This window comes from Rhodococcus sp. FH8 (assembly GCF_019266085.1).
GTDB lineage: Bacteria > Actinomycetota > Actinomycetes > Mycobacteriales > Mycobacteriaceae > Rhodococcus_F > Rhodococcus_F qingshengii.
Genome location: NZ_LPNQ01000057.1, coordinates 1,326,639 through 1,340,646, shown reverse-complemented (window position 1 = coordinate 1,340,646; position 14,008 = coordinate 1,326,639). Strand labels below are relative to the sequence as shown.

Here is a 14,008-nt window from a genome sequence, read left to right as displayed (position 1 = left end):
ATCTAGGGCACTCGGGTTCGGATCGGCCTGGGCGGGGTACCGCCCTTCCGCATGTCTGCGTGCACGTGAGTGCTCCTGCCGACCGCGCACGGGGCAGTTGACTCGACTCGAAGGGCAACTGCGATCGATTCCTCACGGAACCTCATGCCTAGCAGACCCTCACGTGCGGGTCATTGCTGCGATTCCAGCGTCCATGCGGGCTGGTCGGTCACTTCCGGGCCGTCGTGCAGCACCCAAGCACACGGCTCGGAAATGTAGGTGGCAGCATCGGTGAACCAGTATGTTTCGTCGGGTGCCCAGCCCGCGATGACGCTCGCCGTCTCGGTATCGACCTCGATCGCGGTTCCTGCTGCCGCGAGGTATCCCGTCACGGTAAGGTGCACTCCCTCAAATCTTTCCGCGACCTGCACCCAGTCGGGGATGACCCACCTGCCTGATCGGCCGGTAGTCCGATACCAAACCTGCCGCGTTTCTGCGGTGACCTCGAGCGGGAACCGTCTGCACAGCTCCGACCAGGCTTGCGCGCTGTCGATCTCGTAGATGCGTGCGCCAGTCGGTGGCCGCAATGCTCGGACGACGACCCGTTCCCATCCCATGCTGTCTTCGACGAACCACAAGCCCGCCGGAGTCCCGTCGAACAGCGCCCTCGTCGAACCCTGAGTGGGTGGATTCGACCACCAATAATCTGACCAGTTCGCCGCGGGGTCCACCGGGCGGTCACGTTCAGCTCTCGCTTCCGATTCCAGGGTGCTCGTGCGCCACTCGCTGAGGAGTTGTTGCGCAGCAGGCACTTCGTCTGTGTCCGGAGATTCCTCACCTCTGCTCAGAATCGACCATTGGTCGGATGAGGCGAGCGAGGTTGACCACCACCGCGCGCATTCGGAGCCGGCGATGTGCTCGGCGACGCGTCGAAGCTCGTCTCGCATAACTTCGGTGGCGACGAGGACGTCTTCTCCGTCGGGATCCTGCCAGTAACGCGCCGCATCGACCGCTTCTGCGAGGGCGGAGCGTAGATCGACGGCGGTGACGTCGGGGAGCGATATTTCCGTGAGGCTGCGCGCCACGCCCTCCGCGGTGACTATGGTCTGCCGGGCCTCTTCGGCGCCCGGGCCGAACAACACTTGGGAGGTTCCTTGTCCGATGTCGAGGTGATACGCCGCCCGGTGAGCGTTGATGCGGAACATGTCGTCGCCTGGCTCGGGACGCAGGGCGCGTTCGGCGTCGATCGCATACGCGAGCAGCATCCGGCGTCCGCGCGGGCCCGACAGCAAAATATCCGCAGTGAGCATCTGTTCTCCCGTTTTCTGGTTCAGATGACGGTAGCCGAGGTCGTTGAGACGGAGAACTTTCTCCTTTGATGTCGGAAATCCCGACGGTCCCGTCGCGCACGACATGATCGCCACACACTGCATTCGGCGGCGAAGGCGGACGGAAGGGAGCCCCAGGCTGCTGCCAGTCGCGTGAACGCCGCTTCTTTGGTGTGCGCGATCACTGCCGTCTTTGTGTAGCCGTGGTTTTCGTCGATCAGAGCTCTCTGTTTGCCTGTAGTGACTGCGAAATAGGTCGTATTGATTGCTGAGGCTGAACAATGGAGAGGGCTGAAAAGGTTGGGAGACAGGTGTTTTGGCGAGAGTGATCCGTGTGCCATCAGTACAGTCTCGACCGGAACCAGTGATCGAGGCTGATCATGTCGATCTGGTGCATGTCGAGACTCAGCTGGGCAGCAGCTTTCACCGCGTCGGCGCGGGGGATGGAGTTCTGGGGCAGAGTCCAGTTGGTCTCCCGTGCATGTTGCTCGAGAAGGTCGATGACTGTCCGCGGGACAGGCTCGTTGACGTGAAGTGTTGAGCCGTAGCGAAATTGCTGTTCTATCGACAACTCGTAGATGGATCGGGCGAGTAGGTCTACGTCGACTACCGACAGGACAGCGCTACCGCCGTCGATGATCGAGTCGAGGCGAGAGACAATTCGCGTCAGTGTCGGAAGAAACCATCTGTCGCCGGGTCCGTACACGAGATGCGGCCGGACGACCAGGCCTCCGGCGTCGCGCACGAACTTCTCGGCGAGAGCGCGCGTGCGACTGGCAGGTGAGAAGGGGCTGAGAGGTGCGCCGTTGACCGGCAAGTCTCGAAACGGTCCCGGCCCGTACACGGCCGCGGTACTGACGTAGAGCAAGCGTTCGACGCCGACGTCGGCGGCCATCGACGCAACGTTCTGTACGCCGTGTTGGTTGACGTGAACGCACTGTTGTTCGTCGTCGCCCACGTACGACACGCAACAGATGACGGTCGACGCCTGACTCATTGCAAGTCGTAGAGAAGCACTTTCGTTGATGTCGCCGATCACGGTGGCGATTCCTTCACGGCCGAACTGTTTGGCTGCGGTGGCCGTGCGAACGAAACCGATTGCAGCGTTTCCGTCGCGGGAAACCAGCTGTTTCATCACTGCGGAGCCGATGAAACCAGTGGCCCCGAGTACCAGAGTCGTCACGGTGTGTCCGTGTCGAGAGCGTTGCTGCGAGCTCTTTCGACGTATCGTTGAGATTCATTCCGTCGGCAACGAGAGCTGGGTAGATCATGCAGGAGCGTGCTGTCCTGACGCGCCAGGCCGTCATTTTGGGTGCTGCGAAGAGCTTCGAGAAGTTCGGGTACTCCGCCAGTTTGGGCACGATCTTGCAGCACGGGGGTGTGTCGAAGGGGGCGATGTATTTTCATTTCGCGTCCAAGGAGGAGCTTGCGCACGCGGTCATCGCAGCGCAGCACGGTATGGCGATGGAGGGTACCCGGCGGGTTGCTGCGCACTCCGACATCGCGGTCGAAACCCTGGTGCTCGTTTCGCAGGAGATGGCTCGGCAGCTTGTGACCGAGCCCATCGCGCGAGGTGGCATGCGGTTGACGATGGAGATCGGCAGTATTCAAGGCCCCATCGAACAGCCGTACCTCGATTGGATCGAGGCTATCAAGCAGGTGGCAACCCAAGCGGCCGAAGCCGGCGATATCGTCCCGGGCACCGATATCGACGCGTTGGCTCGATTTGTGGTGGGGTCGTTCACCGGAGTGCAGATTCTCTCGGAAATGCTGACGGGCAGAACCGATCTGTACGAGCGGTTGAGTCAGATGTGGAACCTGGTGCTGCCAACGATCGTCCGCGAGGACAAGTTGGCGCACGTCATGCAACTGGCGGCGCTTGCACCGAGAGAGTGGGAAGCACCGAGCGCTTGACGTGGAAGACGCGACGAGAAGAACGTGTTCGTTCCCTCTCATGATTGGTCCGCAACTGTAATTTCGAGTTCCGCGGTGGTTTCCAGTTCTTGAGTGAACCGAACTCGGTGCACATGGCCCGACGCGTCAAGGGGGATCATTGACACCTCGCACGGCGTTTCCCATTCAGTGAACCTCGGAAAGACCGCCGAGAGTGAGGCGATCTTTGTTGCTGGGTTGCCGATGTGAAATCGGAGCGCTTGTCGGGCGGCCTCGAAAAGAATCATTCCTGGGATGTGGTCGACGGGGTGATCGAAAAGGGAGTGGTTGCGCGGATCGGGAGCGCAGAACATCGCGTGCCGAGCAGGATCAGTGCTGATGAGCACATCTCCATCGGTTAGGCGTCCGACTCGCTCCGATCCGACCACCGCGACTCCGGAAGGAAGGATGCGTCGGCTCGGGCGGTGGTCTTCTCGTCCTTGCCGAATTCGACGGTATCCCTCGGGGCTGACTCCTCGCGCAACAGCGTTGCATCTGGCGACGTGCCGGTTGCCCTCGCTGAGGATCCCCGATACTTCGACCCCCGAAACCGCTCCGTCGCGATGAGTGAGGTTGTCCACTGTCATCGAGAAACTCAACGGCTCCGCGACTGATTGCACGTCGAGCGCGTCCAGCATCTCGAAGCTGAACGTTTCCATGAGGAACTTGTAGTGCAGTGGAATCTCGTATCGGGTGTGGCACAGAAGCACCACTGCCTGTCGAAATGCTTCTGCCACCCCGAGCGGATCGTGTTGCTCGCTCGATACGTCGAATATCCGGTGCGAGACCGGGAGTTGCACAGCAACCTGGTACGCCGAGTCCGATTCGATCCGGTAGTCCGTCAAGAAAACCTCGGCAACAGCATGTCTGTGGACGAGATGCCGCGGCACTGTGCGTGTGTATTCCATTGATTGAATGCACCTTTCGATGTTCACTCGTGTCTTCGGTGTCGTGTAGGACCTAATATTCGACGTCCGGGCGCGTCATCGAATCGTCAAAATTGACGATCTTTTCGAAGGTCGAGTTCGATCAGGGGCGGCACCCCATCTCGGCGAGTGTGTCTGGGGCACTTCCTGCTAGAAGCGTCCGATCCGAAGTTCCAGTGGGTGTCTGCGTGCGTCGTGACCAGAGCGGCGGAGCATCGCGCATGCCTCCAGCTGGGAATGCACCCCCAGTTTTTGCAGGATGCTTCGGATGTGGGCGCGAACCGTGGTCGGTGCGATGTGGGCGGTTCGAGCAATCGAGTCGACATTCGAGCCTCCGTAGAGAAGGCCCACGATCTCGAACTCGCGATCGGTGAGACTGCTGATTCGTGCGAATTCTTCGGTGCGCAACCGGATGCGTTGTACGAGCGAGGACTTGTCGTGTGCAGACCGAGCGGAGTTGGGGTTGATCGCGGCCTGCAGCTCATCGAGCAGGGATGCGAATGGCAGTTGAGAGTTGAGCACGGCGTGGGCGCCCGCTGCGAGCCCCCGAATCATGGAGTTGCCGCTACTGAGATCGCCGACCAGGACCGATCCCTCGAGCGCGGAGAGCTCCTTCACCTGCCAATCGACGCCCCCGAGTGGTAGGAGAACGAGCGCTCTACCGTGATCGCTGGTGTGATGCCTTAACAGGCTCATGTCTGCGGTTTGTGGCTCGGAATAAGCCCTGGCGCTGATTCCGGCAGCGATTGCATTGGCGAACTCTCGATCGCTATGAGTGGTGTACAGGGTGACTGTGCTGGAGAGTGTCATAGCGACTACATCTCCGGTGGAGGTCCACTCCGCCCGCTCTCTTCGCTGCGGAACCAAAACCGTTGCTTTCAGCGTGGTTTCGTCAGCAGGTTAGCTATCGCAGTGACCTTTCCGCTGATGCGCACGAAGGTTACGGCGATATCGCAGTTGCCCGTCCTCCCATGGAAACTCGCGCGTTCGACACCTGATCGTGGACCTTCGAATTATGCTAGGGCGCTGAATATTTGGGCGATGAGTATCCCGCGTAGACGAGCCATTAGGCGTTCCGTCGACGACGTGAACGACTCCCCAATGGCTCGAGGCATTCAGGCGTCTCGATCGAGTTTCCGCGAGGCCGGTGCGTCGCGCCTCAATGTTCCGTACGCGGCCGGGTCGAGATATTGACTGTTACCGTCAGTTGCACATACCCTGTTCATTGGCGCTGACCTTAGGGAACCCGGCCTGAACCGGCCGATCGTTCTCGGTCACTGCCGACGCCAGAAGTAGCTTCGCGACGACCGACGAAACGAGTTTCCTCATGACACAGCATGTCGACGTACTGATCATCGGCGCTGGCTTGTCCGGAATCGGCGCGGCTTGCCACCTCATTCGTGAGCAGACCGGAAGTACTTACGCGATCCTCGAACGCCGCGAGAACATCGGTGGCACCTGGGACCTGTTCAAGTATCCCGGCATCCGATCGGATTCCGACATGCTCACCTTCGGATTCGGTTTCCGTCCGTGGATCGGAACCAAAGTGCTCGCAGACGGCGCCAGTATCCGTGACTATGTCGAGGAAACCGCCAAGGAATACGGCGTCACCGACCACATCAACTTCGGCCGCAAGGTCGTGGCAATGGACTTCGATCGCGCGACTGCTCAGTGGTCCGTGACCGTCCTGGTCGAGGCGACGGGGGAGACCGAGACGTGGACCGCGAACGTCCTCGTCGGCGCCTGTGGTTACTACAACTACGACAAGGGATACCGCCCCGCCTTCCCCGGTGAGGACGACTTCCGTGGTCAGATCGTGCACCCGCAGCACTGGCCGGAGGATCTCGATTACACCGGAAAGAAGGTAGTGGTCATCGGTTCCGGTGCCACCGCGATCACCCTGATCCCGTCGATGGCCCCCACTGCCGGTCACGTCACCATGCTGCAGCGCTCGCCCACGTGGATCCAGGCGCTTCCGTCCGAGGACCCTGTTGCCAAGGGTCTCAAGCTTGCACGCGTTCCCGACCAGATCGCTTACAAGATCGGTCGAGCCCGCAATATCGCACTGCAACGCGCCAGCTTTCAGCTCTCACGTACCAATCCGAAGCTGGCGAAGAAGCTGTTCCTCACCCAGATCCGCTTGCAACTCGGCAAGAACGTGGACCTGCGTCACTTCACCCCCAACTACAACCCGTGGGATCAGCGCCTGTGCGTGGTTCCCAACGGGGACCTGTTCAAGGTGCTCAAGAGCGGCAAGGCCGACATCGTCACCGACCGTATCGCCACGTTCACCGAGAAGGGCATCGTGACCGAGTCGGGCCGCGAAATCGAGGCCGACGTCATCGTCACGGCGACCGGCTTGAACGTACAGATCCTGGGCGGGGCGACCATGAGCATCGACGGCGAGCCCGTCAAGCTCAACGAGACGGTCGCCTACAAGAGCGTGCTCTACTCCGACATCCCGAACTTCCTGATGATCCTCGGCTACACCAACGCATCCTGGACGCTCAAGGCAGACCTGGCCGCGTCCTATCTGTGTCGCGTACTCAAGATCATGCGTAAGCGCGACTACACGACTTTCGAGGTTCACGCCGAACCTGAGGACTTCGCCGAAGAATCTCTCATGGGCGGAGCCCTGACCTCGGGCTACATCCAGCGCGGCGACGGAGAGATGCCGCGTCAGGGTGCCCGCGGTGCGTGGAAAGTGGTCAACAATTACTACCGCGACCGCAAGCTGATGCACGACGCCGAGATCGAAGACGGTGTGCTGCAGTTCAGCAAGGTCGATATTGCTGTCGTGCCTGATAGCAAGGTCGCCAGCGCATAGTCGGCTCCACCGGGGGATGGACCGGTCGTACCAGTGGGGACGTCGGAGAATGTGCTGGAGATGTTGCGTCGACGTACCCGCGTCACGGGGTTTGCGATCGGTGAGTTCGCTTCCGTAATCGTCGGTTGTGCACCACCACGGGAAGAACATAGGTAGCGACCATGATCACGGCGAGCAGTCCGAGATAGAGATATGGCCAGGTCCATCCCGCTGCTCGTATGGCCAGCAACGATCCGCCCATGATCAAGGGCATCCCGGCCCCGGCGAGCAGGTCGACGTCACGGGGCGAGACGGGTGGGGTTCCGAGCAGAGGTACGCGGCTGCACGAGTTTTCTCTGATCGTGCGCATCACTGACATGCAGTAGAGGGCGGCGCCGGCGATCGCGATCGCCGCGCCAAGTGCAACTTCGACGACGCCGGTTCTCGCGGACATCAATGCGTAGGCAAACACACCCACCGTTCCCAAAGTGACCGGTGCCGACTTCCAGATCGGCGTCGACTTATGGGTGTCGGCGGGAACACTGACCGGGCGCATCGGTTCGAGAGGCTCCATCAGCTCAGCGTGCCATGCGCCGCTCGGGAAACAAACTGCCTGTGCCGTTTCTGGCAGACTCCGGCTGCCTGGCCTGGATGTCGGGACCCCTCACTACGATTCTCGTCGTGACCGATTACGACGATCTCGACATGTTCGGTGGCCTCGACGCCTCCTCCCTGCCGCTCCGCCAGCAGCAGATTCTGATGACCATCCGGGATCTCGTGGCTGCCAACGGGTGCACGCCGAGCACACGGCAGATCGGAGACGCGGTTGGTCTGCGCTCGACGTCGACGGTGTCCAAGCACCTCAAGAGTCTCGAAGAGAAGGGCTTCCTCCGTAGGGGAGCGGCCATGGCTCGGCAGTTGGACGTGCGGCCGTTCCTCGTAGGCGCGAAGGAACAGTCGTCGTCGAATACGGTGACGGTTCCGGTCGTCGGTGACATCGCGGCCGGCGCGCCGATCCTCGCGGAGGAGCACGCCGACGAGGTGCTTGCGCTTCCTCGCGAGCTCGTCGGCTCCGGCACGGTGTTCGGACTTCGGGTGCGTGGTGAGTCGATGGTCGACGCAGCGATCTGTGACGGTGACGTCGTCGTGGTGCGCCGCCAGGACGAAGCTCATTCCGGTGAGATCGTCGCCGCGATGATCGACGGCGAGGCCACGGTGAAGGTGCTCCGGCGTCGCGACGGTCACGTGTACCTCGAGCCTCGCAATCCCGCGTACAGCGTCATCGACGGCGATCGCGCGGTCATCCTGGGCAAAGTTGTTTCCGTGATGCGACGTATCTGAGAGGTGTCCGGTCTCAGCGATGGTTGGCGCGGGGACCGCCGTATTCCTCATCGGTGACTTTGTCGCCCCATGTAGTTTCGGTGCCTCCGTCGCCGGGTCCTTCCCACAGTGCGAGGTGGCTCATGAAACGGTCGGGTGCCGCGCCGTGCCAGTGTTCCTCTCCCGCTGGGGTGTAGACGGTCTCACCCGGGTGGACTTCGACGATCTCGCCGCCGCGAGCTTGAACCAGCGCGGTCCCGGAGACGATGTGGAGGGTCTGTCGGACTGCATGGGAGTGCCAGTCGGTTCGCGCGCACGGTGCAAAGCGAACCATGTTGGCGCGCATCCTCGACGGCTCCTGTCCGGCGTAGATGACGTCCCACCAGACGTCGCCGGTGAAACAGTCGCTGGGTGCTTTGCTGGTGGGCTGGGGCTTCAAGATTTCCATGAGGTCTCCTCGGAATCGAAAGGGGCGGTTCAGTTCTGCGTCAGCGGAACAAGTCGAATGGTGTTGGGTGCGGCGGCGCGGCCGGTGACGGAGCCGACGATCTGCGGGCCGTAGCGGTCGTACTTGGTGTGATAGGCGGAGTCGATCGACGTGTGGGCATCCGGTGCGGCGGACTCGAACGCCACGTCCCGCTCGATTCCTCCTGCTCGGATTCGGCCCGTTCCACTTGCCGTTGCTCGGACGAACCACGGGTTGTCGGTTCCGTAGGCCGAGCGAACGTACAGTTGGTTGTCGGTACGGACAACCCAAATCGTGACGTACGGCCTTGCGGTTCCGTCTCGGCGGTACGAGGAGACCTGCAACTCCTCGGCGTCGCCGATCTTGGTCAGTTCAGCCTCGGTCCACGAGTGCGACATCTCGGCTTCCTTTCTCCTGGTCGAATTGCTTTGCGGTACTTCGCGTTCTCGTAGCCGGGACGATCAGTGCGAGGACGATGACGAGACAAGCGGCGAGCAGGGCGGTGCCTGCGGTGAGAGCCGTTGATACGTGATCGGTGAGTGCCGTTGTAGCGTCGTCGGCAGAGGATCCGGCGCCCGCGGAGACTGCGACGAGGATGCCGAGTCCGAGAGCACTGCCCAGTTGATGTGCAGTGTTGACCAATCCTGATGCGGCACCGGCATCTTCGGCCTGTACCCCGGAGATGCCAGCAGAAGTCAGTGGGGCGAAAGCCAACCCCTGTCCGGCGCCGATCAAGATCATCGGAAGTGCTATCGCAGTGAGGTACGTGCTGCCGGGATGGACCAGACTGAGCCACGCCATCCCGGCTAGGGTGACGGCAATGCCAACCGACAGAATTGCGGAATTTCCGAATCGCGGTGTCAGTCGCGGAATAAGCATCGCCACAGCAAAATTGACGATCGTCATCGGGAAGAAGGCGATGCCTGCTTGGAACGCGCTGAAGCCCATGACGCCTTGGAGTAGCTGAGTCGTGAAGTAGAAGAATCCGATCATGGCACCCAGATAGAGCATTCGGGCGGCGTACGCCCCGGATCGCTCCCGGCTACGGAACAACCTCAGTGGCATGATCGGCTGCTCCGCTCTCGCTTCGTTGAGGAAGAGCAAGGTCAGTAGTATCGCCCCGGCCGCCAGTGTCGCAACGGTGATCGGTGAGGTCCACCCCGCTTCGGCCGAGTTGACGGTGCCGAAGACGAGCGCGGTCATCCCGAGTGTGGCGAGAACAGCGCCGGCCACATCGAAACGTCCGGAGTTGGGCTCGGTTTCCGGAATGAACCGGGGAGCGAGAGCGATCATCGCGATACCGATCGGAACGTTGATGAAAAAGCCTGCGCGCCAAGACACCCAGTCGGCAAGGGCGCCGCCGATCACGAGTCCGAGGCTGGCGCCTATTCCCGCAGCAGCGCCGTACCAGGCAACAGCGCGCGTTCGCTCCGGGCCGGGCGGGAAACTGGCGGTCAGCAGTGACAGCGACGCCGGGGCGACCACTGCTGCTCCGACGCCTTGGAGAGCGCGCGCTGCGATGAGCCACCAACCGTTCGGCGCGACCCCGACGAGAAACGACGCAATCGCGAAAATCGCGAGACCGGCCACGAATACGCGACGACGGCCGAAGATGTCCCCGAGACGAGCACCCAGCAGGAGAAGCCCGCCGAACACCAGGGTGTAGGCGTCCTGGACCCAGGACAGCCCGGTTGCCGAGTAACCCATGCTGCTTTGGATGCTGGGTAGCCCGGTGAAGATGATCGAATTGTCGAGCAGGATCATGAAATAGCTGATCAGAATGATCGCCAGGATCGCGGTGGGATTGATGCGACCGGCAACAGGACGGGTGGCAATGTGGGTCACGCGCATCTTCTTCGCAAGTGGTGGACTTTCGCAAGTGGTGGACTACGGGCGGACGAGGACCTTCAACGATTCACGGGAGTCCATGGCTCGGTAGCCTTCCGCTACGTCGTCGAGTCCGACGGTGTGGTCGAAGACCTTGCCCGGCTCGATCTTTCCATCGAGCACATCCGGCATCAGCTCTTCGATGTACGCGCGCACCGGGGCCGGTCCACCGGTGAGTGTGATGTTGGGTCCGAAGAGTGTCCCGAATCCGATTGGAGCTTCTTCGTATTGGGGTACCCCGACTCGGCTGATGACGCCGCCCGGTCGGACAACTCCGAGCGACTGCTCGTAGGCAGGCATGTGACCTACCGCTTCGAGGACGACATGAGTGCCGTCGCCTCCGGTCAGTTCGCGGACTTTCTCGATGCCCTCATCTCCACGTTCGGCAACCACGTCGGTGGCTCCGAACTCGAGACCGAGATCCGTGCGGGTCTTGTGGCGCCCCATGAGGATGATGCGCTCGGCGCCGAGGCGTTTGGCGGAGAGCACTGCCATCAGCCCCACGGCTCCATCGCCGATGACCGTGACCGTCGTGCGTTGGTTGACGCCACCCTTGACCGCCGCGTGATAGCCGGTGCCGAAGACGTCGGAGAGTGTGAGCAGTGACGGTAGGAGTTCGGAATCCTCACCGACCGGCGCCTTGACCAGGGTGCCGTCTGCCAACGGCACTCGGATGGCCTCTGCCTGACCGCCTCCGATCCCGTTTCCGGCCCAGAATCCACCGTGTCGGCAAGACGTCTGCAAGCCTTCGCGGCAGAAGTCGCACGTCCCGTCGGACCAGGCGAAGGGGGCGATGACGAAGTCGCCCTTCTTCAACGTGGACACCTCGCGACCGGTCTCTTCGACCACTCCGACAAATTCGTGGCCCATCGGGGAACCACCGGGCGTGGCCGGCATGTTGTGGTAAGGGTGCAGGTCAGAGCCGCAAACGCACGCCCTGACGACCCGCACGATCGCGTCCGTCGGCTGCTGCAGTGCCGGATCGGGCACGGTCTCGACTCGAACGTCTCCGGCGCCGTACATGATGGTTGCTCGCATGGTGTCCCCTCTTGCTTCTGGTGTCGCGTGCTTCGAAGTCGACGTTTCGGCGTGGACCGGTCGACTGCAATCAGTCAACGCCGCGCCTCGCGGGCGCGGGAGTGTCTGTTGTTCCAGGTAACGGCAGTACCTCCCTCGGTCTTCTCCGCTCGAGTAACGTGAACTGCATGGACAACCGAGCCGAGATCCGCGAATTCCTCAGCTCCCGTCGTGCTCGCATCACACCCGAGCAGGCAGGGCTGCCGGCCTACGGCGGGAACCGTCGCGTCAAGGGGTTGCGCCGTGAGGAAGTCGCTCTGCTCGCCGGTGTGAGCATCGACTACTACGTGCGCATGGAACGCGGAAATCTGGCGGGAGCGTCGGACTCGGTGCTCGAAAGCCTTTCCCGAGCACTGCAACTCGACGAAGCCGAAACTGCCCATTTGTACGACCTCGCGAAGGCCGCCAGTGCAGGCGCACCGAGTAGAAAGCGGCCCGCCCCCAAGGGCGTGAGCCCGGCGATTCAGCAGATACTCGACGCCATCACCGACGCGCCGGCGTGGGTACGTAATGCCAGGCACGACATGCTGGCGGCCAATCGTATGGCGCGCGCGTTGTATTCGCCGGTGTTGGCCGATCCACGTAGGCCGGCGAACAACGCCCGGTTCGTGTACCTGGACCCGGCATCGCAGGACTTCTTCGTGGATTGGGAGCGCGCGGCAGACGACATCGCCGCGATGCTCCGCTCGGAAGCGGGGCGCAATCCCCATGACAGGGCGCTGACCGAGCTCATCGGTGAACTTGCCACTCGCAGTGAGGTATTCCGCACCCGGTGGGCGAAACACAATGTGCGCTTTCATCGGACGGGATTCAAGAAGGTTCGTCACCCCGTCGTCGGCGACCTGGAGCTGAACTTCGAGGCGATGGAACTGCCGTCCAATCCCGGGCTGACACTGCTGGTCTACACCGCGGCGCCGGGGACGCCCACGGCTGACGCACTCAAACTCTTGGCGAGTTGGGCGGCAACCCAGGATCAGCTGGATCCGGCGAACGACAGCGAAGCGGCGCTCTGAATTCGATCGACAGGTAATCGTGTCGATTCAGCTCAGATGCGTTACTGCCCAAGCTACCTGGTCTCCACCTCGTCGTTTCGCCCGATACATCGCGTTGTCGGCGTCGGCAAGAATCCGATCGATGGTTCCCGAAGCGTCCGGGATTGTCGAGGACAGCCACACGCTGGCTCCGACGCTCACGGAAATCGACTGCCGGCCGGCGGGCCGCGATATCGAATTGTGAATGTCCACCACGGTTTGTTCGATGCGACGTGGCTCCACGGGCATGAGAATCACGAACTCGTCGCCGCCAGTCCGCGCAACCAGTCCGACCTCTCCGACCACCGAGTTCAGGCGCCGGCCGACTGTCACCAGCATCCGATCGCCTTCCGCGTGACCCAGTTTGTCGTTGACGCTCTTGAACGAATCGACATCGATCACCACCGCAAGGACTACGTGTCCTTGGAGTTCGCCGACACCGAACAACTGTTGCCAGACATTGTGCAGCCCACGTCGATTCAGGGCAGCGGTGAGTGGATCACGCCAAGAGTGTCGTGCGTCGTCGGTCAAATACAGGACGAGGAAATGCACGGTCATCGAAGCTGAAGCGATAACACACCCGATGACGAATCCAGTGGACACCGACAGCGAAGAGTCGGTATCCGGATCGGTTACAGCTCGAATTGTCAGTAGCGCAACGACGAACAGCGCGCCGGTGATCTGTGCGGTGACTATTCGAGGGCTGTGGAATACCGACGAATAGTTCGCGACGACCACGAACAGGACGGTGCCGGTCAATGCCAGGAAGCTCGAATGGATTCCGGCGAGAAGTATCAAGGACAAGCAGATATTGGTGAGCGAAACGAAACGAACGGATTGATGGTGACTCGGCCAAGACCGTCCGAGTGACCAGCGAATCATGCAGTAGAGCGCGATCATGCATGCTGCGCCCGCCGCGAGCCGTTCAGGGAGCTCGGTTGCGCCACCCTTCACGAATTGAGCCAGTACGGCGAGTGCCACGAACACAGCACACCAAAAGGTGACGACCACCCTGGCTGTCCCCAACATCGATCGAGCAGCCAGGAACCTCGGGAACCATTCGCCGTCGTACGCAAGAGACCACCAGCGACTCAACAGTCCCGTTGTTTGACGAATGTTCTGCCCCAACCCCGCAGCGCCACTGACTCCCATGAAACCCCCTCCGAGATCTTGCGAAAATTCCCGGAAGATTCTTCGTCAAGATTTGATCCCCGAACAAGGTACCCGATAGTTGAACGATGGATTGCCGTCTCGTG

At 61.6% G+C, this 14,008-nt stretch carries 14 protein-coding genes; 4 read left to right on the top strand and 10 right to left on the bottom strand.

The window, feature by feature from the left end; all coding sequences use genetic code 11:
* Window positions 1-170: 170 nt before the first annotated feature.
* The gene (locus ATN38_RS09205; RefSeq protein ID WP_218747835.1) at window positions 171-1,289 is read right to left on the bottom strand and encodes a hypothetical protein; all 1,119 of its coding nucleotides are present in this window, start codon (window positions 1,287-1,289) and stop codon (window positions 171-173) included.
* Between the two features lie 358 nt (window positions 1,290-1,647).
* Window positions 1,648-2,490, bottom strand: a complete 843-nt coding sequence (locus ATN38_RS09200) for an NAD(P)-dependent oxidoreductase (protein WP_030536480.1) — start codon at window positions 2,488-2,490, stop codon at window positions 1,648-1,650.
* An 86-nt stretch (window positions 2,491-2,576) separates the two neighbouring features.
* On the opposite strand from ATN38_RS09200, the gene ATN38_RS09195 reads away from it, so the two are divergent.
* Window positions 2,577-3,221: a ScbR family autoregulator-binding transcription factor gene (locus ATN38_RS09195; RefSeq protein WP_003940238.1), complete on the top strand. Its 645-nt coding sequence runs from the start codon at window positions 2,577-2,579 to the stop codon at window positions 3,219-3,221.
* 38 nt (window positions 3,222-3,259) lie between these two features.
* Here the strand turns inward: ATN38_RS09195 and ATN38_RS09190 are convergent, their stop codons facing one another.
* A complete protein-coding gene (locus tag ATN38_RS09190) occupies window positions 3,260-4,147 on the bottom strand; it encodes a ScbA/BarX family gamma-butyrolactone biosynthesis protein (protein WP_218747833.1) in 888 nt (295 codons plus the stop codon).
* A 168-nt stretch (window positions 4,148-4,315) separates the two neighbouring features.
* The gene (locus ATN38_RS09185) at window positions 4,316-4,975 is read right to left on the bottom strand and encodes a LuxR C-terminal-related transcriptional regulator (protein WP_003939969.1); all 660 of its coding nucleotides are present in this window, start codon (window positions 4,973-4,975) and stop codon (window positions 4,316-4,318) included.
* A 517-nt stretch (window positions 4,976-5,492) separates the two neighbouring features.
* Between ATN38_RS09185 and ATN38_RS09180 the strand changes: the two genes are divergently transcribed.
* Window positions 5,493-6,992 carry an NAD(P)/FAD-dependent oxidoreductase gene (locus ATN38_RS09180; protein ID WP_003940522.1) on the top strand — a complete coding sequence of 500 codons (1,500 nt, stop codon included), beginning with the start codon at window positions 5,493-5,495 and terminating at the stop codon, window positions 6,990-6,992.
* 82 nt (window positions 6,993-7,074) lie between these two features.
* Here the strand turns inward: ATN38_RS09180 and ATN38_RS09175 are convergent, their stop codons facing one another.
* Entirely contained in the window at window positions 7,075-7,545 is a 471-nt protein-coding gene (locus ATN38_RS09175) for a hypothetical protein (protein WP_054781331.1), read from the bottom strand.
* 77 nt (window positions 7,546-7,622) lie between these two features.
* Between ATN38_RS09175 and lexA the strand changes: the two genes are divergently transcribed.
* Window positions 7,623-8,312, top strand: coding sequence for a transcriptional repressor LexA (lexA, locus tag ATN38_RS09170; protein WP_172827072.1), 690 nt, complete (start codon window positions 7,623-7,625; stop codon window positions 8,310-8,312).
* A gap of 13 nt (window positions 8,313-8,325) precedes the next feature.
* On the opposite strand, the gene ATN38_RS09165 is transcribed toward lexA, so the two are convergent.
* The 4 genes from ATN38_RS09165 to ATN38_RS09150 are packed head-to-tail and all read right to left on the bottom strand — an operon-like array spanning window position 8,326 to window position 11,682.
* A complete protein-coding gene (locus tag ATN38_RS09165) occupies window positions 8,326-8,739 on the bottom strand; it encodes a cupin domain-containing protein (protein ID WP_218747832.1) in 414 nt (137 codons plus the stop codon).
* 29 nt (window positions 8,740-8,768) lie between these two features.
* Window positions 8,769-9,155, bottom strand: coding sequence for a DUF2255 family protein (locus tag ATN38_RS09160; RefSeq protein WP_047271924.1), 387 nt, complete (start codon window positions 9,153-9,155; stop codon window positions 8,769-8,771).
* Entirely contained in the window at window positions 9,130-10,608 is a 1,479-nt protein-coding gene (locus tag ATN38_RS09155) for an MFS transporter (RefSeq protein WP_202427086.1), read from the bottom strand. The genes ATN38_RS09160 and ATN38_RS09155 overlap by 26 nt, the downstream gene beginning before the upstream one ends.
* A 36-nt stretch (window positions 10,609-10,644) precedes the next feature.
* On the bottom strand, window positions 10,645-11,682 hold the full coding sequence (locus ATN38_RS09150) for a zinc-dependent alcohol dehydrogenase family protein (RefSeq protein WP_030536486.1): 1,038 nt from the start codon (window positions 11,680-11,682) through the stop codon (window positions 10,645-10,647).
* A 167-nt stretch (window positions 11,683-11,849) separates the two neighbouring features.
* Here ATN38_RS09150 and ATN38_RS09145 point away from each other — a divergent pair, with 167 nt between their 5' ends.
* Window positions 11,850-12,734 carry a helix-turn-helix transcriptional regulator gene (locus ATN38_RS09145; protein WP_064073862.1) on the top strand — a complete coding sequence of 295 codons (885 nt, stop codon included), beginning with the start codon at window positions 11,850-11,852 and terminating at the stop codon, window positions 12,732-12,734.
* 27 nt (window positions 12,735-12,761) lie between these two features.
* On the opposite strand, the gene ATN38_RS09140 is transcribed toward ATN38_RS09145, so the two are convergent.
* Entirely contained in the window at window positions 12,762-13,904 is a 1,143-nt protein-coding gene (locus tag ATN38_RS09140; protein ID WP_007729732.1) for a diguanylate cyclase, read from the bottom strand.
* Between the last annotated feature and the right edge of the window lie 104 nt (window positions 13,905-14,008).

What these genes read in the sequence shown, in the direction of transcription:
- ATN38_RS09190 (WP_218747833.1), bottom strand. Translation starts at nt 4,147, where the DNA reads ATGGAATACACACGCACAGTGCCGCGGCATCTCGTCCACAGACATGCT.
- ATN38_RS09150 (WP_030536486.1), bottom strand. Translation starts at nt 11,682, where the DNA reads ATGCGAGCAACCATCATGTACGGCGCCGGAGACGTTCGAGTCGAGACC.
- ATN38_RS09185 (WP_003939969.1), bottom strand. Translation starts at nt 4,975, where the DNA reads ATGACACTCTCCAGCACAGTCACCCTGTACACCACTCATAGCGATCGA.
- ATN38_RS09145 (WP_064073862.1), top strand. Translation starts at nt 11,850, where the DNA reads ATGGACAACCGAGCCGAGATCCGCGAATTCCTCAGCTCCCGTCGTGCT.
- ATN38_RS09140 (WP_007729732.1), bottom strand. Translation starts at nt 13,904, where the DNA reads ATGGGAGTCAGTGGCGCTGCGGGGTTGGGGCAGAACATTCGTCAAACA.
- ATN38_RS09180 (WP_003940522.1), top strand. Translation starts at nt 5,493, where the DNA reads ATGACACAGCATGTCGACGTACTGATCATCGGCGCTGGCTTGTCCGGA.
- ATN38_RS09160 (WP_047271924.1), bottom strand. Translation starts at nt 9,155, where the DNA reads ATGTCGCACTCGTGGACCGAGGCTGAACTGACCAAGATCGGCGACGCC.
- ATN38_RS09165 (WP_218747832.1), bottom strand. Translation starts at nt 8,739, where the DNA reads ATGGAAATCTTGAAGCCCCAGCCCACCAGCAAAGCACCCAGCGACTGT.
- ATN38_RS09205 (WP_218747835.1), bottom strand. Translation starts at nt 1,289, where the DNA reads ATGCTCACTGCGGATATTTTGCTGTCGGGCCCGCGCGGACGCCGGATG.
- ATN38_RS09175 (WP_054781331.1), bottom strand. Translation starts at nt 7,545, where the DNA reads ATGGAGCCTCTCGAACCGATGCGCCCGGTCAGTGTTCCCGCCGACACC.
- lexA (WP_172827072.1), top strand. Translation starts at nt 7,623, where the DNA reads ATGTCGGGACCCCTCACTACGATTCTCGTCGTGACCGATTACGACGAT.
- ATN38_RS09155 (WP_202427086.1), bottom strand. Translation starts at nt 10,608, where the DNA reads ATGCGCGTGACCCACATTGCCACCCGTCCTGTTGCCGGTCGCATCAAT.
- ATN38_RS09195 (WP_003940238.1), top strand. Translation starts at nt 2,577, where the DNA reads ATGCAGGAGCGTGCTGTCCTGACGCGCCAGGCCGTCATTTTGGGTGCT.